A 16,576-nucleotide genomic window follows, 5' to 3' on the forward strand; every position below is an offset into this window, starting at 1 on the left:
ACGCCGCGGAAAAGGAACCCAATCGGATATTGCCGCAGGTCACGGACCGTCAGAAATTTCCGGACCGCTCAGACTCGGATGGCGCACCGGCTTCGCAGCGGCCACCCGTTCGCGCGTCTCCCGTCGCCTGCCGGGACCCTTGGACTTAGCGTTCTCGTATGCGCGAGTGACGCGGCGACGGCCGCGTCGAGAGGGGTTTGCGAATGTCTGTGTCCGAGCTGGCCGAAGAGGAGGAGCGGCAGAGGAAGCGCGCTCCCTGGGGCGTGCTGGCACTTGTTCTGCTGACCGGTCTCGCGCTCATTCGAAATGGCTCGGGAGAATTCGACGTGGGTCCTCCGCAGCCCGTGACGGCGGCGGCCGCAAAGAGCCGTCCCCCTGGAATCACCCGCTCGAACGGGCCGGCCCCCCTGCCGTTCTCCGTGGTCGACCGCATCAGTATCCCTGCCATCCAGGTCGACGCCCCGGTCATGCCGGTAGGGCTCGACGTGGACGGGTGGGTGGACGCGCCCCCGCCCGAGGACCCGAATCTCGCGGGCTGGTTCACCGGCGCGGTCTCGCCCGGCGAAAAGGGCACGGCCGTCATGGTCGGTCATGTGGACAACAAGCAGGGCCCCGCCGTCTTCTACGGTCTCGGGGCCCTGAAACAGGGACATCGCATGGAGGTCACGCGCAAGGACGGGAAACTCGCCGTGTTCGAGGTCTACGGCGTCGAGGTGTTCGACAAGAACAACTTCCCCGGCGACCGTGTATACGGAGACACCGGAACTCCCGAATTGCGCGTCATCACCTGCGGAGGCGGTTTCTCCCAGCAGAACGGCTACGACGGGAACGTCGTCGTGTTCGCCCGCCTGGTCGAGGTTCGCTGAGCGCTCCCCGACGGGCGGGCGAAAGCTCGCGGAATTCCGGCGGCCCTCCCGTGGAATCCGCGGATTCTCGTCCGAATCCGCGGATTCCCATCGGTCTACGTGAGCCGGCCTACGTGAGCGGGTCTACGCGAGCCCGGTCTACGTGAACTGCCGCCGGGGCACGGTGAGGTGATAGCCCGAGTCCAGCAGCCGCGGCAGATAGTCGCGCAGCGCCCGGATGCTCTGCGAACGGTCGCCGCCCGCGTCGTGCGCGAGGACCACGACACCCGGGGCCGCGCCCTTCATGACCCGGCGCTCGATGGTGCGGGCACCGGGTTCCTGCCAGTCGAGGGTGTCGACGGTCCAGCCGAGCGGCTCCATGCCGAGTTCGGCGCCGAACTCGAAAACGGCCCGGTTCCAGGCCCCGTACGGTGCGCGGAACCAGCCGGGCCGTTCCCCGTACGTCTTCTCGATGATCTCGCTGGTGCGTTCCATCTCGGAGCGGATCGCGGACCGGCGCAGCCGGGTCAGCAGCGGGTGGGACCAGGTGTGATTGCCAACGATGTGTCCCTCGTCTGCCATCTTCCGGAGCATGTCCTTGTGCTCGACGACCATCGAGCCGCACACGAAGAACATCGCGCGGACGTCGTGGGCCTTGAGGGTGCGCAGGACATGGGGGGTGTAGCGGGGGTCGGGGCCGTCGTCGAAGGTCAGCACCATGGTGGGGCCGCGCCCGGCGACACGCAGGAAGGGTTCATGCCGTACGAGGGTGCGCCCCGGTGCGCTGCGCAGGGGGCCGTATCCGGCGATGGGCTGGAGCCGGTATGCGGAGCGACGCAGGGCGCCGGCCTGCGGGGAGCCCGCAGCGGGGCTCGCGGAGGGGCTCGCGGAGGGCCCGCCCGGCGGCGGGGTCGGACCGGCGCCGAGAAGGCGTGCCGTACCGGCCGCTCCCGCAGCCCCCAGGACGGCGGCGCTGCCGACGAGCAACGCCTTGCGCCGCGAGAGCATTTGATCCTTATTCATGATTAATCAGTCGCCCGGCCGGCGCTCCGAACCGCACACCGACACCTGTTCGGCCGCACGAAAACACCCGTTGGAACCACCTCGGCAACGGCACACGAGCGCAAACGTTAGCGTCTCTCACGCACAGTCAGCGCGTGCACCCGGCCTGCTCCCCGAGCGCGGCCGGACCCGGGTACTCCGATAACCTCGGCGCCGTGACGGAACAGCACTCACCAGGGCACTCACAGGAGTTCGAGCGCGGCACGGACGGGCCGAAGGTCATCGTGGCCGGCGTGGACGGCTCCGACTCCTCATTGCGCGCCGTGGCCTACGCCGCCGGCCTGGCCCGGCGGCAGCGGGCGCTGCTCGCCGTCGTGTATGTCCAGCCGGTGCTGGCGGCGGGCATCGCAGCCGGGGCTCCGGTCGTCGATACGACCGACGAGATCGCCCGGGGACTCGTCCGGGACATGCACGAGGCGACCGAGCAGGTCAAGGACATCTTCGAGGTCCGCTGGGAGTTCCACACCTTTCGCGGCGACGCGTACAGCGGTCTTGTGGCCGCGGCGGACCAACTCAAGGCGGACGCCGTCGTGGTGGGAGCGTCCGAGCAGTCGGGGCATCGCTTCATCGGCTCGGTGGCCGTCCGCCTCGTGAAGGCCGGGCGATGGCCTGTGACGGTTGTGCCGTAACCCGCGGGTAGCTCTTTCGCCACAGCTGCCACTGAGGTCATCATGATCCTGCCAAAAGCCGATTACCGCCTGCGAAGAGGTGAGGCACATGGCCAGGCTCATAATGGGCGAAGGAATTCTCCGTCGCAAACCCATCGAACGTATCGAGGAGACGGAAGCCGGCGAGGGCGCACGTCTCGATCGCTCGCTCGGCCTGTGGCAGCTGACCGCGATCGGTGTCGGCGGCATCATCGGCGCGGGCATCTTCACGCTCGCCGGCACGGTGGCGAACGGGACGGCGGGGCCCGCGGTCCTCGTGTCGTTCCTCATCGCGGGCGTCGCGAGTGCCGCGGCGGCGCTGTCGTACGCCGAGTTCGCGGGCCTCATCCCGAGGGCGGGCTCGGCCTACACGTACGGCTATGCGGTGCTCGGCGAGTTCGCGGGCTGGTTCATCGGCTGGGACCTGCTCCTCGAGTACACGGCGATCGTCGCGGTGGTCGCGATCGGAATCTTCGGGTACTTCAGCTTCCTGGTGGGTGAGATGGGTGCCGATCTGCCCAACTGGATGCTGGGCGCGCCGAGCACCGGCGACGGGCACAGGGTCGACCTGTTTGCGGCGGTGCTGTGCCTGCTCATCGCGTACCTGCTGAACCTGGGCATCAAGAACGCGGCCCGCTTCGAGATGGTCGTCGTCATCCTGAAGGTCGCGGTGGTGCTCCTGGTGATCGGCGTCGGCGTCTTCCACATCGACACGGCGAACTACAACCCGTTCTTCCCGTACGGGGTCGGCGGGGCGTTCACGGGCGCGGCGACCGTCTTCTTCGCGGTCTTCGGGTACGACGCCATGTCGACGGCCGCCGAGGAGTCGAAGGACGCCCAGCGTCATATGCCGAAGGCGATCATCTACTCACTCGCCATCTCGATGGTGCTGTACGTGCTCGCCTGTCTTGTCCTGACAGGTATGCAGGACTACCCGGACATCGACAAGGAGAGCGGCTTCTCGACGGCGTTCCAGTCGGTGGGCCTGGGCGGGCTCGCGAACGTCATCGCGGTCGGCGCGATCATCGGCATTCTCACCGTGATGTTCACGTTCATGCTGGGTGTCACCCGTGTCTGGTTCTCGATGTCCCGCGACGGGCTGCTGCCGAAGTGGTTCGCGAAGACGCATCCGACGCGGCATGTGCCGACGCGGGTGACCTGGATCGCGGGCGTCGCCTCAGCGGTCATCGCCGGGTTCCTGCCGATCGGCGAGGCGGCCGAACTGACCAACATCGGGATCCTGCTGGCGTTCGTGGTCGTGTGCGTCGCGGTGATCGTGCTGCGCTACAGGCGGCCGGACCTGCCGCGCACCTTCCGTACGCCGTGGATGCCGTTCGTGCCCGCGGTCGGCGTCGTCTTCTCGATCTGGCTGATCACGTTCCTGCAGTGGCAGACGTGGGTGCGGTTCGCCGTGTGGTTCCTGCTCGGCCTCGTCTTCTACTTCGCGTACTCCTACCGGCGCTCGGAGCTGGCCAAGGCGGAAGCGGCGGCGAAATCGGAGACGACTGGACCCACCTCCCCATGACGCGGGGACTACTTCCCCATGACGAGCCCGTCCTCGGCCGCGCCCCGGCTGAGGACGACCTGGCGGATCCGGTCGCGTACGGCGCTCTGGTCCGGCGCCTTGTTCAGGTTCACGACACGATGGGAGCCGGTGTCGAACCACTGCGGTACGAACTCGGCCTTCTCGACCTTCCACCGTCCGCCGGGTTCGGCGGGCGGGGCGAAGGTGAAGCGGCCGATGGTGCTCTCGTTGCCGCGGGGGTCGTGGGCGCCACTGTGGTTGACCATCGCTCCGGCGATCTGGTCGCCCATGCCGTAGACGGCCCAGGTGCCGTTGACCCTCTCGTACGCCTGCGGGACATGGGCGTGGGTGCCGAGGATCAGATCGATGGCGGGGCGGCCGTCCGCGCGGGCTTCGGTGAGCTGCCTGCTCAGCCGCAGCTGCTGTGCGTCGGGCGCATCCTGCCATTCGGTGCCCCAGTGCAGGGAGAGGACCACGACGTCGGCGCCCGCTTTACGGGCGGCGCGGGCGTCCGCGAGGATCCTGTCGCGGTCGATCAGGTTCACCGCCCAGGGCCTGTCCTCGGGCAGCGGGATGCCGTTCGTGCCGTACGTGTACGCGAGGTGGGCGACCTTCGCGGGGCCCGCCCGCAGGAGGGTGGGCGTACTCGCCTCGGCGGCGGTGCGGGCGGATCCGGCGTGCCTTACGCCCGCGCGGTCGAGTGCGTCGAGCGTGCGACGGATGCCTGCGGCGCCGGCGTCGAGGGTGTGGTTCGAGGCGGTCGAGCAGGCGTCGTAGCCGGTGGCGGCGAGGCCCGCGGCCACCTCGGGCGGCGACTTGAAGAGGGGGTAGCCGGAGTAGTCGCCGTTCGCGCCGTACACGGTCTCCATGTGGCAGATCGCCAGATCGGCCCGGGTCACAACGGGTTGCATGCCCGCGAGCATGGGACGGAAGTCGTAGCCGCTGCCGCCCGCGTCCGCGTTCGCCTGGCGGATGACCGAGCTGTGCGGCAGGACGTCGCCGGAGGCGACGAGCGTGAAGCCGGCGCCTCGGGCCTGCGGCGCGCGATCCCCGGTCCGCGCGGGCGGCTCCGGCCTCTGCTCCTGCTCCTGGCAGCCGACGGCTGCCGTGAGGAGCAGGACCGCCAGGGCCAGTGTCGTGTGTCGCCTGCGCGTGGTCTTCAAGCCGGCTCCTGTGCGGTCGTATTTGATTACTAACAACTACGAATCCACCCAGAGACGACACAAGGGTCAAGGAGCCATTCCGGCCAGGTCACTGAAACGGCTCCACGCGGCGCCCCTCAGACCCACTCGGCCCCTCCGGCCCCCAGACCTTGCGGAGGAGCCGTTCCGGCCAGCCGAAGGGCTGGGGTGTCAGCCACCGGCCATCCCCGATCGACCGTTCATCGCACCGTTCGTCGACAGCTTCGACCGTCCGCCGACGATCCGCGTCCATGGCCTGTCCCGGCGGAGCGACCTGCGCTGACATACGGCCATGACGGCCGCCACGACCATCACGAGCAGGACGACCGCCGAGCACGAGCTGGCCGAGTTGCAGCGGGAGCACGGCGCACCACTCTTCGCTCTGTTGCTGAGGCTCTCGGACGGAGACCGGCAACGCGCCGAGGATCTGGTGCAGGAAACACTGGTACGCGCCTGGCAGCACCCCGAGGCGCTGCGGGCCGACGACTTCGACTCCGTACGGCCCTGGTTGCTGACCGTGGGACGACGGCTCGCCATCGACGCACGCAGGGCCCGTCAGGCTCGGCCCGCGGAGGTCGGGGACGCCGTACTGGAGAGCGCGCGGGTCTGCGCCGATCACGCGGAAAGGTCAGCGGCCACCCTCGATGTGCGGGAGGCTGTGAAGACACTCACTCCCGAGCACCGGGAAGTTCTGGTGCAGGTGTATTTCCGCGGTGCGAGTGTGGCGGAAGCCGCCGCGGAGCTCGGGATCCCGCCCGGTACCGTGAAGTCCCGCGCGTACTACGCGCTGCGCGCCCTGCGCCGGGTACTTCCGGGATACGCGACCGACCTGCGGTGAAACCAACGGTCGAGTCAAACCTCCGTAAAGCGCCTTGCCGAGACCCTCTGTTGAGTAATCGGCTGTCCTCATCCGTGTTCCGGAATGGGGCCCGGGGTCGGGCGACGCGCACGCACCGGAGGAAGGCAGGAAAGGATGCTGCACAGAGGCCACGAGAGCACGGACGGCACCGGCGGCGGTGAACTCGTCGTTCCCATGGCGTGGTTGTACGCCGAGTACATCGCCGACGAGCTGTTGCGTACCGGGGACCTGATGCCACCGACGTCATTCGAGTTCCGCGCCGGGCGCGACGCGCTGGCGCTGACCATCTTCCTGTCGGACACGAGCGGTGAGCTCTCCGGCATCCGCGTCGTCTCGCAGCTGGAGACCTGGCTTTCGCTGACGGCGTACGACCAGCCGTGGCAGGACTGGGTGTGCGAGCGGCTTGCGGCGCAGGCGGCCGAGGCGGTCGAATCGGGAGGCCCCGCGCCGGACCTGGAGCTGGCGACGGCGGCCTGGCGCTGGCTCGAGGAGACCGAGCTTCTCGCGCCGGACCTGGACGCGGTGCCGGGCGGAGGCCCGGTGCCCGGCGAGGACGACGGCCCGAAGGTGTGGACGCCGGCCTGGCGGCTGGGGCTGCCGTTGGGGCACCTCGCGATCCACCTTTTCTGATCCGTGATCTTTCCGTTCTCCGAACTTTTCTGATCCGCGACTTTTTTTGGTTCCCGACCAATCCGCGGGCGCTCCGGCTCCGAATCTCCTGGTTGGTTTCCTGCGAGGCTTGAGTGATTCGGCGTTCTCGTGCGTACCGGTGGGCAAGCAGCTACTCCTAGCTCTCACCATCGCCACGAGGATGAGGTATGAGGTCCCTGGAACGCCATCGCGACGTCGGCGCCTATGCGCTCGGCGTGTTGGACGCTGCGGATGCATTCCGCTTCGAGGACCACCTCATGGAGTGCCCTCAGTGCGCGATGCAGATACGCGAACTCGCCCCCACGACACGGTCCCTGCGGGCGTACGCCGAGGCGACTCCGCGCACCGTGAATCCCATGACCAGGCCCGGCCCGGCGCTTCTTGACCGGTTGCTCGAGGATGTGGTCAGGAGACGCCGGAAAGGTCGTACGCGCTGGCTGTTCGCCGTCGCCGCCGCTGTGGTGATCGCGGTGGGCGGGCCCGCGGTCGCGGTGCTCGCCGGCGGATCCGGCGCGGACGGACAGCGGGTCGCCGCGACCGACCCCGGTACGGGTGTGTGGGCCGAGGTCACCACGCATGACCGGGCCTGGGGCAGCGACGTCGATTTCATGGTCAAGGGCATCTCCGAGCCCCAGCCCTGCGAGCTCGTCGCCATCGGCAGCGACGGCTCGGAGGAGACCCTGATGAACTGGCAGGCGGGCGGCGGCACACCCAGCCCCATGCAGGCCTCCGCGTCGATGCAGTCCGACGAGATCACCGGATACGAAGTGCGCACGGGCGACGAGACGCTCGTGAAGCTCAAGGCTCCCTGATCTCCCGGGCCACTTCTGATCCCCGGGGCTGCTTCAGGAACGCCTGCTTCAGGAACGCCTACTTCAGGAACTTCGACAACCTGCGGTCCGCGAGGGGTTTGCCGCCCGTCTGGCAGGTCGGGCAGTACTGGAGCGACGAGTCGCTGAAGGAGACCTCGCGGATCGTGTCGCCGCACACCGGGCAGGGCTCCCCGGTGCGGCCGTGCACCCGCAGACCGCTCTTCTTCTCCGCCTTCAGCCGCCCGGCTGCCACCCCGCGCGAGCGCTCAACCGCCTCGGTGAGGGTGGTGCGCAGCGCCTCGTACAGGCGATGGGTCTCCTCGGCGGTCAATGAGGCGGCGAGTTTGAAGGGGGACATCCGGGCGGCGTGCAGGATCTCGTCGCTGTAGGCGTTCCCGATGCCCGCGATCAGGCTCTGGTCGCGCAGCGCGCCCTTGAGCTGGCGGCGCTCCCCCTCGAGCAGCTTGGCGAAGCGTCTCTCGTCGAAGTCGGCGGCCAGCGGATCCGGGCCGAGCCGGGCGACTCCCGGGACCTCGCCGGCATCCCGTACGACATACACGGCCAGCCGCTTCTGCGTGCCGGCCTCGGTGAGGTCGAAGCCCTCGCCGGTCTCCAGGGCGACCCGCATCGCGAGCGGGCCCTTGCCCGGCCTGGGCGGGCCGTCGGGCAGACGGTCCTTCCACTGGAGCCAGCCCGCGCGGGCCAGATGCGTCACGAAGTGCGGGCCGCCGTCCGTCGACAGGTCCAGGAACTTGCCGTGCCGGTGCACGGCCGTGACCTCACGGCCCTCCAGGGCGGCGAGCGGCGGATCGTACGTCTTCAGGACGCTGATCGCGACGGGCAGCACCCGCACGATCTCATGGCCGACGAGGTGCCCGGTCAGGAAGTCCTTGAGCGCCTCGACCTCGGGAAGTTCCGGCATACGTCCAGAGTGCCACCCGGTGCCGACGACGCCATGCGCGGCAGTGGTCAGCTTCGTTCCGGAACGATGAACTCGCACCACACGCACTTGCCGCCGCCGCGCGCCTCCACGCCCCACACATCCGCGAGGCGGTCCACCAGCAGCAGTCCGCGCCCCGAGACCCCGGACTCCCCCGCCTCGCGGCGGCGCGGCAGGGCGCTGGAGGCGTCTTCGACCTCGACGCGCAGGCGGCGGTCGGAACCGGTGAGGGCCCTCAGGGTGACGATCGCGGAACCCTCGGTGTGTATCAGGGCGTTGGTGATCATCTCGTCGGCGACCAGCTCGACCTCGTCGGCGCGGTCCTCGGCGTCCCAGGCCGCCACGGCGGCGCGGATCATGTGCCGGGCCCCGATGAGCGCCTCCGGATCGCCCGGCCCGATGTGCTGTTGGAGCCGTCCGCCGGACTGCTGCGCGACATGGCCGAGGCGGCGCAGCAGGAGCAGTGCGACATCGTCGTCGCCGCCGCGTTCCTCGGCCACGTCGATGAGCCGGTCGGCGAGGTCGCGTACGTCGTCGGGGCCCGTGTGAACGAGTGCCTGGAGCGTCTTCATCCCCTCGTCGAGGTCCACTCCCGGCTGTTCGACGAGTCCGTCGGTGTACAGCAACAGGGTCTGGCCCGGGTCGAGTTCGAAGGTGTCGACCTGGTAGTGCAGCCGCCCGAACTCGGCGGACAGACCGAGCGGCAGTCCCCCTTCGACCGACAGCCGGTGGCAGCTGCCGTCCGGGTCGCGCACCAGCGGGTCGATATGGCCGGCCCGTACGATCTGGACCACTCCGGTAGACAGGTCGGCCTCGGCGTAGGTGCAGGTCGCGAAGCGTTCGGTGTCGAGTTCGTCGAGGAACACCGAGGCGCGGGCCATGACGGTGGCGGGCGTGTGGCCCTCGGCGGCGTAGGCGCGCAGCACGATGCGCAGCTGGCCCATCACGGCTGCCGCGTGGGTGTCGTGGCCCTGGACGTCGCCGATGACGGCGCCGACCCGGCCGCCGGGCAGCGGGATGATGTCGTACCAGTCGCCGCCGATGTCCCGGCCCAGGGAGGCCGAGCGATAGCGGACGGCGATGTCGGCGCCGGGCACGCTGGGGATGGAGCGCGGCAGCATGGCCTGCTGGAGCCCCTGGGCGAGGTCCTTCTCCTGCTCGTAGAGCATGGCCCGCTGGAGGCTCTGCGCAATGCTGCTGCCCAGGGCGACGAGGACGTTGCGGTCCTCCGCCGTGAAGCCCCGCTTGTCGTGGTAGAGCAGACCGAGCGCGCCGATGGGGCGGGCCTGCGCGATCAGCGGCAGATAGGCGGCCGAGGTGATGTGCAGGTCGGTTATGTGCGGCCACAGCAGGGGGTACGACCCGGCGAAGTCCTCCGGTGACTCGATGAAGCGCGGGGTGAGGGTGCGGACGACTTCGCTCATCGGGTACTGCTCGTCGATGCGTGTGACCCGGGTGCCGGGTACGAAGCTGCCCGTGGGCCCCTCGGCGACGAGGCGTATCCGTCCGGCCTCCACAAGGCCCATGACCAGGCTCGTCGCACCGAGGTGGGTCAGTCCGTGGGTGTCGGTGAGGACGTCGATGACGTCCTGGACGGTGCGGGCGTGCGCGAGCGCGGCGGTGGCGATCTGCACGACGTTCGTCTGCCGGCGGCGGAACTCGTCGAGAGCCGCCTGCTCGCGCTGGGCCTCGCTCTCGATCAGCTCCTGGGTGGCGTCACGGATGATGCCGATGACGCGACGCGGCCGGCCCGTCTCGTCGCGCCGGATGTAGCCCTGGGTGTGGGTCCAGCGGAGGGTGCCGTCGCGGCGGCGTATGCGGAAGTACGCCCCGTAGTTCTCGCTGCCGTCCTTGATGGCCTGGGAGACGTGGGTGTCCAGGCGGTGGGCCTCTGTCGGGGGCACTCGCGGGGCCAGGGTCTCGAGGCGACCGTCGTACTCGTCGGGAGACACGTCGAAGATCTCGTGGGCCTGGGGGTCCATCTGCATGATGCCGGTGTCCAGGTCCCAGTCGAAGCTGCCCATACGGTTGAGCGCCAGGATCGGGTCCGGGTGGGCGGGCCAGTCGTCCGGGAGTGACAGGGCGCTCGCTCCCCGATCAACCATGGGGCTTACCTTGCCAGGGTTTGGCCAAATCTTCGACTTCTCGTCACGGCCGAAATGTGAGCGGATCGAGTTGTCCGCGCCGGTCCTGGGCACCCCAGAGGTGAAGGCTCACGCAGCGTCACCATGGGAGAGAAGGGGGAAGCCGAGGTGGAGTGGTTCACCGCCCCCGAGTACTGGATGAGCCGGCTGGTCTTCCAGCGGGCGCTGGCCGTCGTGTATCTCTTCGCCTTCCTGAGCGCGGCGCTGCAGTTCCGCGCGCTGATGGGCGAGCGCGGCATGCTGCCGGTGCCCCGTTTCGTCGCCCGGGTGCCGTTCCGGAGGGCACCGAGCGTGTTCCACCTCCACTACTCCGACCGTTTGTTCGCGGCCTGGGCCTGGACCGGCTGCGCGGTGTCGGTCGCGCTCATCGCGGGCCTGGACGGTCAACTGCCGCTCTGGGGCGGCATGCTGCTGTGGCTCGTCCCCTGGGTGATGTATCTGTCGATCGTGAACGTCGGGCAGACCTGGTACTCCTTCGGCTGGGAGTCCCTGCTCCTGGAGGTCGGCTTCCTCGCCGTCTTCCTGGGCAACGACGAGGTCGCCCCGCCGATCGTGGTGCTCTTTCTGCTGCGCTGGCTCCTCTTCCGCGTCGAGTTCGGGGCCGGTCTGATCAAGATGCGCGGCGACGCCTGCTGGCGGAAGCTGACCTGCCTCGACTACCACCACGAGACCCAGCCGATGCCGGGGCCGCTGAGCTGGTTCTTCCACCATCTCCCGAAGCCCTTGCACCGGTCTGAGGTGGCGGCCAACCACTTCACCCAGCTCGTCGTCCCCGTCCTCCTCTTCGCCCCGCAGCCCATCGCCACGGCCGCCGCGTCCCTGATGATCGTCACCCAGCTGTGGCTGGTTCTGTCGGGCAATTTCGCCTGGCTGAACTGGATCACGATCGTGGTCGCGCTGCCGGCCGTGGACTACGGAGTGACGCGGGGCCCGTCGGACGCTCCGCTCTGGTACGAGATCGTGGTCCTGGCCGTCGCCGCGGGGCTGGTCGCCCTCAGCTACCGTCCGGCCCGCAACCTGGTCTCGCGCCGCCAGGTCATGAACCGCTCCTTCGACCCGCTCCACCTGGTCAACACCTACGGGGCGTTCGGCAGCGTCAGCCGGCTGAGGTACGAGGTCGTCCTCGAGGGCACGCTGGACGAGCTGCCGCGCGCGGACTCGGACTGGCGGGAGTACGAGTTCAAGGGCAAGCCGGGTGATCCCCGGCACTGGCCGCGCCAGTTCGCCCCGTACCATCTGCGGCTCGACTGGCTGATGTGGTTCGTGGGGCTCTCCCCCGCGTACGCCGGATCCTGGTTCGGCGCTCTGGTGGAGCGGCTGCTGGAGAACGACCGGGACACCCTGCGGCTGCTGCGCCGCTCCCCGTTCCCGGCGGACCAGCCGCCCAGGTACGTACGCGCGAGCCTGTACCGCTACCGGTACACGACCTGGCGCGAGCTGCGCGAGACGGGCGCCTGCTGGCAGCGGACGTACGTACGGGAGTTCCTGCCGCCCACACGGCTTGAGGTCGCCGTTCAGAGGGCGTAGACGCGGCTCGCGGTGCCCGAGAAGACCTCGGTGCGCTCGCTGTCGCTCAGCCCGGTCGTCAACTCCTCGGCAGCATCCAGTACTTGGAGGTACGTGGCGGCCAGAGTGCACACCGGCCAGTCCGAGCCGAACATCAGCCGGGACGGGCCGAAGGCCTCCAGCACCGTGTCCGCGTAGGGTGCCAGATCGCTCACCGTCCAGCTCTTCGGGTCCGCCTCCGTCACCATGCCGGACAGCTTGCAGACGGTGTTGGGCAGCGCGGCGAGTGCGCGGACGCGGGTGGCCCAGGGTTCGAGTTCGCCCGAGGCGATGGGCGGTTTGCCCAAGTGGTCGAGCACGAAGGTGAGTTCGGGGTGGCTTTCGGCCGCCTTCACACAGGCGGGCAGCTGGTGCGGCAGGACGACCAGGTCGTGGACGAGGCCCGCTGCGGCGACGGCGGTGAGTCCTCGGCGTACGTCCGGGCGCAGCAGCCACTCGGGATCGGGCTCGCCCTGGACCTGGTGGCGGATGCCCCGCAGGTACGCGCCACCCCGGAGTTCCGCCAGCCGCGCCAGCTCGTCGGCGACGTCCGGCCGGGTCAGATCGGTCCAGCCGACCACTGCCCCGATCAGCTCGGTCTCCTCCGCGAGGGCCAGGAACTCCGGGGTCTCCTCGGGCACGGTGATCGTCTGCACGAGGACGGTGCGGCCGACTCCGGCGGCCCGGGTCTCAGGTTCGAGGTCCTTGAGGGTGAAGTTCCGCCGGAGCGGCTGGAGTTCGGGGCCGGTGATCCAGTCCTGGTCGCGTACGGAGAGGTCCCATACGTGGTGGTGGGCGTCGACGAGCGTACGTCCCGTCATGGCAGCTCCCAGACGACCGGCAGCCCTGCCTCCGCGCCCCCGGACGAGTAGTCGTGGACCACGTCAAGGAGCTGGGCCATCCGTGCCTGCCAGGCGATGTTGACGGGCAGCTTCTCCAGCTCGGCGAGGAGCCGCCCGTAGTCCTCGCACTCCAGGACATGGAACAGGTCGGTGCCGCTGCGCCAGATCGTCCAGGATGTGGCGCCGGCGGCGCGGATCGCGTCCGTGAGCTCCTCGGGGACCTCTCGGTGGGCTGCCTCGTACTCGGCGATGCGGTCGGCGCGGACCTTGGTGTGCAGGGCGATTCTCACGACGGCTCCTCTTCCGATACGCGCACGGGGGCCTCCTCGGGCAGCAGCTTCGAGTCCCGCAGCTCCTGCCAGAAAGCCGCGGGCACCGGGGTAGTGAACTGCTCGGCGCAGTCGCGGACTTCCTGGGGCGAGCGGGCGCCGACGAGGACGCTCGCCACAGCGGGGTGCGCGAGTGGGAAGGCCAGGGCGGCCGCGCGCAGGGTTGTGCCGTGTCGTTCGGCGGCGGCTTTGATCCTCAGGGCTCGGTCCAGCATCTCTTGTGGGGCTGCCACGTAGTTGTACGTGGCGCCGGGCTTCGGATCGGCCAGCAGGCCGGAGTTGAAGGCACCGCCGATCACCACGGACTTGCCGCGTTCCTGAGCCGAGGGCAACAGTTCAACGAGGGCCCGCTGGTCGAGCAGCGTGTAGCGGCCCGCACACAGCACCACGTCGACGTCCGTGTCGCGGACGAAGCGGGTGAGCATCTCGGCCTGGTTCATACCGGCGCCGATCGCGCCGACGACGCCCTCGGAACGCAGCTGTTCCAGGGCGGGGTAGGCCTGGCCGAAGGCGTCGGTGGCGTGGTCGTCCGGGTCGTGGAGGTAGACGACGTCGACGCGGTCGAGGCCCAGCCGCTCCAGGCTCTCCTCCAGGCCGCGGCGTACACCGTCGGCGCTGAAGTCCCAGACGCGGCGGTGGGTGGCGGGTACGGCGAAGCCGCCCGGGAGGTCGTCGCCGGTCACCTCGTCGACCGGCTCCAGGCGTCGGCCCACCTTGGTGGAGACCGTGTACCCGGACCGCCCGCGCAGCATCGCGCCGACGCGCCGCTCCGACAGCCCGAGCCCGTAGTGCGGTGCCGTGTCGAAGTAGCGGATCCCGGCATCCCAGGCGGTGTCGAGTGCGGCGTGCGCCTGCTCCTCGCTCACCGGCGTGAACAGGCCCGCGATGCCCGCGGCGCCGAAGGCCAGCTCGGTCACCTGGGCGCCGGATCGCCCCAGCCGCCGGGACCGTATCGGCGTCCGCATCACTGCCCCGCGGGGCGCAGCCGCAGCCCCTGCATGCCGCCGTCCACGGCGAGTGCCGTGCCGGTGGTCGCGCCGGACAGCGGGCTCGCCAAGTAGGCGATGGCGCCCGCGACTTCGGGCGCCGACACGAGCCGGCCGGTGGGCTGGCGGGCCTCCAGGGCGGCCCGTTCGGCGGCGGGATCCGCCGCGGCGTCCAGGAGGCGGCCGACCCATGGGGTGTCCGCGGTGCCGGGGTTCACGCAGTTGACGCGGATGCCCTCACGGACGTGGTCGGCGGCCATGGCGAGGGTCAGCGACAGGACGGCGCCCTTGGACGCGGAGTACAGGGCGCGTTGCGGGAGGCCCGCGGTGGCCGCGATGGAGCAGGTGTTCACGATGGCCGCGTGCGCGGACTCGCGCAGGTGGGGCAGGGCCGCGCGGGCCGTACGCACCATGCCGAGGACGTTGACGTCCATGACCCTGTGCCACTCGGCGTCGTCATTGTCCTCGACGGTGCCCTGGGCGCCGATGCCCGCGTTGTTGACCAGCACGTCGAGTCCGCCGAGGTGCGCGACGGCGGCGGCGACGGCCTGGCGTACGGAGGTGTCTTCGCTGACGTCCGCCTGGTATCCGAGCAGGGGCTTGTCGACGCTCGACGGGTCCAGGTCGAGGACGGCGACCTGGGCGCCGCGGGCGGCCAGGAGTTCCGCGGTGGCCCGGCCGATGCCGGACGCGCCGCCCGTCACCAGCGCTTTGAGCCCCGCAAAGTCATGGGTGTCGGTCATGCCGCTGCCCCCTTCTGGCCGGTGAGCCGCTGATCGGTGGATGTCTGCTGGGCGAGGTCGGCGGCCCAGAACGTGCCGCCGGGGAACGTGAATTCGGCGAGAGTCTCGGGGCGCATGGTGGCCGAGAAGCCCGGCGCGGTGGGTGCCATGTAGTGACCTTCCCTGATCACCACCGGGTCGAGGAAGTGGTCGTGCAGATGGTCGACGTACTCGATGACCCGGTCATCAGTGGTACCGGAGAGGGCCACGTAGTCGAACATCGAGAGGTGCTGGACGAGTTCGCACAGGCCGACGCCGCCGGCGTGCGGGCAGACGGGCACGCCGAACTTGGCCGCGAGGAGCAGGATCGCGAGGTTCTCGTTGACGCCGCCGACGCGGGCCGCGTCGATCTGCAGGACGTCGATGCCCCCGGCCTGGAGCAGCTGCTTGAAGACGATCCGGTTCTGGACGTGCTCGCCGGTGGCGACCTTGACCGGTGCGACGGCCTTACGGATCCTCGCGTGGCCGAGGACGTCGTCGGGGCTGGTGGGCTCCTCGATCCAGTACGGGTCGAAGTCGGCGAGCGCCTTGGTCCACTCGATGGCCTCGTCGACGTTCCAGCGCTGGTTGGCGTCGATGGCCATACGGATGCCCGGGCCGACGACGGAGCGGGCCACGCGGCAGCGGCGTACGTCGTCGGCGAGGTCCGCGCCGACCTTCAGCTTGATCTGGGTGAAGCCGTCGGCCACGGCCTGGCGGGCAAGGCGGGTGAGCTTCTCGTCGGAGTAGCCCAGCCAGCCGGGCGAGGTGGTGTAGCCGGGGAATCCACGCTCCTTCAGCAGTTCGGTGCGTTCCGCAGTCCCCTCTCTGCCGCGTCTGAGCAGGTGGAGGGCGTCCTCGGGGGTGAGGACGTCCGCGATGTAGCGGAAGTCGACCTGGGAGACGAGGAACTCGGGGGTGGCGTCGGCGAGCAGCTGCCACAGCGGCTTGTGGGCGCGCTTGGCGGCGAGGTCCCAGACTGCGTTCAGGACGGCGCCGATCGCCATGTGCATCACGCCCTTCTCAGGTCCCAGCCAGCGCAGCTGGCTGTCCCCGGTCAGGTCCCGGGCCAATGACGCCGGGTCCGCGCACAGTTCGTCCACCGGCCGCCCGAGGACATGCGCGCGCAGCGCGTCGATCGCGGCGACCTGAACATCGTTGCCCCGCCCGATGGTGAAGGTGAATCCGTGCCCCTCCGGCCCATCCTCGGCGTCGGTGCGCAGCACGACGTACGCGGCCGAGTAATCGGGATCCGGATTCATCGCGTCCGAGCCGTCGAGCTCGCGCGAGGTCGGGAAACGGATGTCGAAGGTGTCGACCGCGGTGATACGAGGTGCGGCAGATGAGGACACAGAAGTGCCTTTCGGTCAGGGACGGGGAGCGGACTGCCGAGGTCCGGTGCGGTATAGCGCCCCTAAGGAGGCCGCAGGCCTCTAGGGGCGCGGGG

The 16,576-nt window shown here is 69.7% G+C and carries 16 protein-coding genes; 7 read left to right on the plus strand and 9 right to left on the minus strand.

The features are described from left to right. The first annotated feature begins 203 nt into the window (after positions 1 to 203). Positions 204 to 866, plus strand: a complete 663-nt coding sequence (locus ABD357_RS44085) for a class F sortase (protein WP_344397477.1) — start codon at positions 204 to 206, stop codon at positions 864 to 866. A 138-nt stretch (positions 867 to 1,004) separates the two neighbouring features. On the opposite strand, the gene ABD357_RS44090 is transcribed toward ABD357_RS44085, so the two are convergent. Next, entirely contained in the window at positions 1,005 to 1,868 is an 864-nt protein-coding gene (locus ABD357_RS44090; protein ID WP_344397479.1) for a polysaccharide deacetylase family protein, read from the minus strand. 194 nt (positions 1,869 to 2,062) lie between these two features. Here ABD357_RS44090 and ABD357_RS44095 point away from each other — a divergent pair, with 194 nt between their 5' ends. Then, positions 2,063 to 2,536 (plus strand): universal stress protein, encoded by a 474-nt coding sequence (locus ABD357_RS44095; RefSeq protein WP_344397481.1) that lies wholly within the window; start codon positions 2,063 to 2,065, stop codon positions 2,534 to 2,536. An 88-nt stretch (positions 2,537 to 2,624) separates the two neighbouring features. Then, positions 2,625 to 4,079 carry an amino acid permease gene (locus ABD357_RS44100; protein ID WP_344397483.1) on the plus strand — a complete coding sequence of 485 codons (1,455 nt, stop codon included), beginning with the start codon at positions 2,625 to 2,627 and terminating at the stop codon, positions 4,077 to 4,079. Between the two features lie 8 nt (positions 4,080 to 4,087). Here the strand turns inward: ABD357_RS44100 and ABD357_RS44105 are convergent, their stop codons facing one another. Continuing rightward, a complete protein-coding gene (locus tag ABD357_RS44105) occupies positions 4,088 to 5,242 on the minus strand; it encodes a CapA family protein (protein ID WP_344397485.1) in 1,155 nt (384 codons plus the stop codon). Positions 5,243 to 5,552: 310 nt separating this feature from the next. Between ABD357_RS44105 and ABD357_RS44110 the strand changes: the two genes are divergently transcribed. The 3 genes from ABD357_RS44110 to ABD357_RS44120 all read left to right on the plus strand — a co-directional run bounded on the left by ABD357_RS44110 (position 5,553) and on the right by ABD357_RS44120 (position 7,582). Then, a complete protein-coding gene (locus ABD357_RS44110; protein ID WP_344397487.1) occupies positions 5,553 to 6,098 on the plus strand; it encodes a sigma-70 family RNA polymerase sigma factor in 546 nt (181 codons plus the stop codon). Between the two features lie 135 nt (positions 6,099 to 6,233). Beyond that, positions 6,234 to 6,749 (plus strand): hypothetical protein, encoded by a 516-nt coding sequence (locus ABD357_RS44115; protein WP_344397489.1) that lies wholly within the window; start codon positions 6,234 to 6,236, stop codon positions 6,747 to 6,749. Between the two features lie 188 nt (positions 6,750 to 6,937). Further along, positions 6,938 to 7,582 carry an anti-sigma factor family protein gene (locus ABD357_RS44120; RefSeq protein ID WP_344397491.1) on the plus strand — a complete coding sequence of 215 codons (645 nt, stop codon included), beginning with the start codon at positions 6,938 to 6,940 and terminating at the stop codon, positions 7,580 to 7,582. A 58-nt stretch (positions 7,583 to 7,640) separates the two neighbouring features. On the opposite strand, the gene ABD357_RS44125 is transcribed toward ABD357_RS44120, so the two are convergent. Both ABD357_RS44125 and ABD357_RS44130 read right to left on the minus strand, forming a co-directional pair. Beyond that, on the minus strand, positions 7,641 to 8,504 hold the full coding sequence (locus tag ABD357_RS44125) for an Fpg/Nei family DNA glycosylase (RefSeq protein ID WP_344397493.1): 864 nt from the start codon (positions 8,502 to 8,504) through the stop codon (positions 7,641 to 7,643). 47 nt (positions 8,505 to 8,551) lie between these two features. Continuing rightward, on the minus strand, positions 8,552 to 10,627 hold the full coding sequence (locus ABD357_RS44130) for a SpoIIE family protein phosphatase (RefSeq protein ID WP_344397495.1): 2,076 nt from the start codon (positions 10,625 to 10,627) through the stop codon (positions 8,552 to 8,554). A 147-nt stretch (positions 10,628 to 10,774) separates the two neighbouring features. Between ABD357_RS44130 and ABD357_RS44135 the strand changes: the two genes are divergently transcribed. Next, the gene (locus ABD357_RS44135) at positions 10,775 to 12,193 is read left to right on the plus strand and encodes a lipase maturation factor family protein (RefSeq protein WP_344397645.1); all 1,419 of its coding nucleotides are present in this window, start codon (positions 10,775 to 10,777) and stop codon (positions 12,191 to 12,193) included. Here the strand turns inward: ABD357_RS44135 and ABD357_RS44140 are convergent. The 5 genes from ABD357_RS44140 to ABD357_RS44160 are packed head-to-tail and all read right to left on the minus strand — an operon-like array spanning position 12,181 to position 16,481. Beyond that, a complete protein-coding gene (locus ABD357_RS44140) occupies positions 12,181 to 13,032 on the minus strand; it encodes an amidohydrolase family protein (protein WP_344397497.1) in 852 nt (283 codons plus the stop codon). The genes ABD357_RS44135 and ABD357_RS44140 overlap by 13 nt on opposite strands. Further along, entirely contained in the window at positions 13,029 to 13,343 is a 315-nt protein-coding gene (locus ABD357_RS44145) for an L-rhamnose mutarotase (protein ID WP_344397499.1), read from the minus strand. The genes ABD357_RS44140 and ABD357_RS44145 overlap by 4 nt, the downstream gene beginning before the upstream one ends. After that, positions 13,340 to 14,347: an aldo/keto reductase gene (locus ABD357_RS44150; protein ID WP_344397501.1), complete on the minus strand. Its 1,008-nt coding sequence runs from the start codon at positions 14,345 to 14,347 to the stop codon at positions 13,340 to 13,342. Before ABD357_RS44150 ends, ABD357_RS44145 begins: the two co-directional genes overlap by 4 nt. After that, positions 14,347 to 15,111 (minus strand): SDR family NAD(P)-dependent oxidoreductase, encoded by a 765-nt coding sequence (locus ABD357_RS44155; RefSeq protein ID WP_344397503.1) that lies wholly within the window; start codon positions 15,109 to 15,111, stop codon positions 14,347 to 14,349. Before ABD357_RS44155 ends, ABD357_RS44150 begins: the two co-directional genes overlap by 1 nt. Then, positions 15,108 to 16,481, minus strand: a complete 1,374-nt coding sequence (locus ABD357_RS44160) for an L-fuconate dehydratase (protein ID WP_344397505.1) — start codon at positions 16,479 to 16,481, stop codon at positions 15,108 to 15,110. Before ABD357_RS44160 ends, ABD357_RS44155 begins: the two co-directional genes overlap by 4 nt. Between the last annotated feature and the right edge of the window lie 95 nt (positions 16,482 to 16,576).

The sequence above is a fragment of the Streptomyces vastus genome (genome assembly GCF_039532825.1).
Classification (GTDB): Bacteria; Actinomycetota; Actinomycetes; order Streptomycetales; family Streptomycetaceae; genus Streptomyces; species Streptomyces vastus.

Coding starts and splice junctions, on each gene's coding strand:
- ABD357_RS44140 (WP_344397497.1), bottom strand. CDS start 13,032: ATGACGGGACGTACGCTCGTCGACGCCCACCACCACGTATGGGACCTC.
- ABD357_RS44100 (WP_344397483.1), top strand. CDS start 2,625: ATGGCCAGGCTCATAATGGGCGAAGGAATTCTCCGTCGCAAACCCATC.
- ABD357_RS44125 (WP_344397493.1), bottom strand. CDS start 8,504: ATGCCGGAACTTCCCGAGGTCGAGGCGCTCAAGGACTTCCTGACCGGG.
- ABD357_RS44150 (WP_344397501.1), bottom strand. CDS start 14,347: ATGCGGACGCCGATACGGTCCCGGCGGCTGGGGCGATCCGGCGCCCAG.
- ABD357_RS44130 (WP_344397495.1), bottom strand. CDS start 10,627: ATGGTTGATCGGGGAGCGAGCGCCCTGTCACTCCCGGACGACTGGCCC.
- ABD357_RS44115 (WP_344397489.1), top strand. CDS start 6,234: ATGCTGCACAGAGGCCACGAGAGCACGGACGGCACCGGCGGCGGTGAA.
- ABD357_RS44120 (WP_344397491.1), top strand. CDS start 6,938: ATGAGGTCCCTGGAACGCCATCGCGACGTCGGCGCCTATGCGCTCGGC.
- ABD357_RS44090 (WP_344397479.1), bottom strand. CDS start 1,868: ATGAATAAGGATCAAATGCTCTCGCGGCGCAAGGCGTTGCTCGTCGGC.
- ABD357_RS44085 (WP_344397477.1), top strand. CDS start 204: ATGTCTGTGTCCGAGCTGGCCGAAGAGGAGGAGCGGCAGAGGAAGCGC.
- ABD357_RS44155 (WP_344397503.1), bottom strand. CDS start 15,111: ATGACCGACACCCATGACTTTGCGGGGCTCAAAGCGCTGGTGACGGGC.
- ABD357_RS44110 (WP_344397487.1), top strand. CDS start 5,553: ATGACGGCCGCCACGACCATCACGAGCAGGACGACCGCCGAGCACGAG.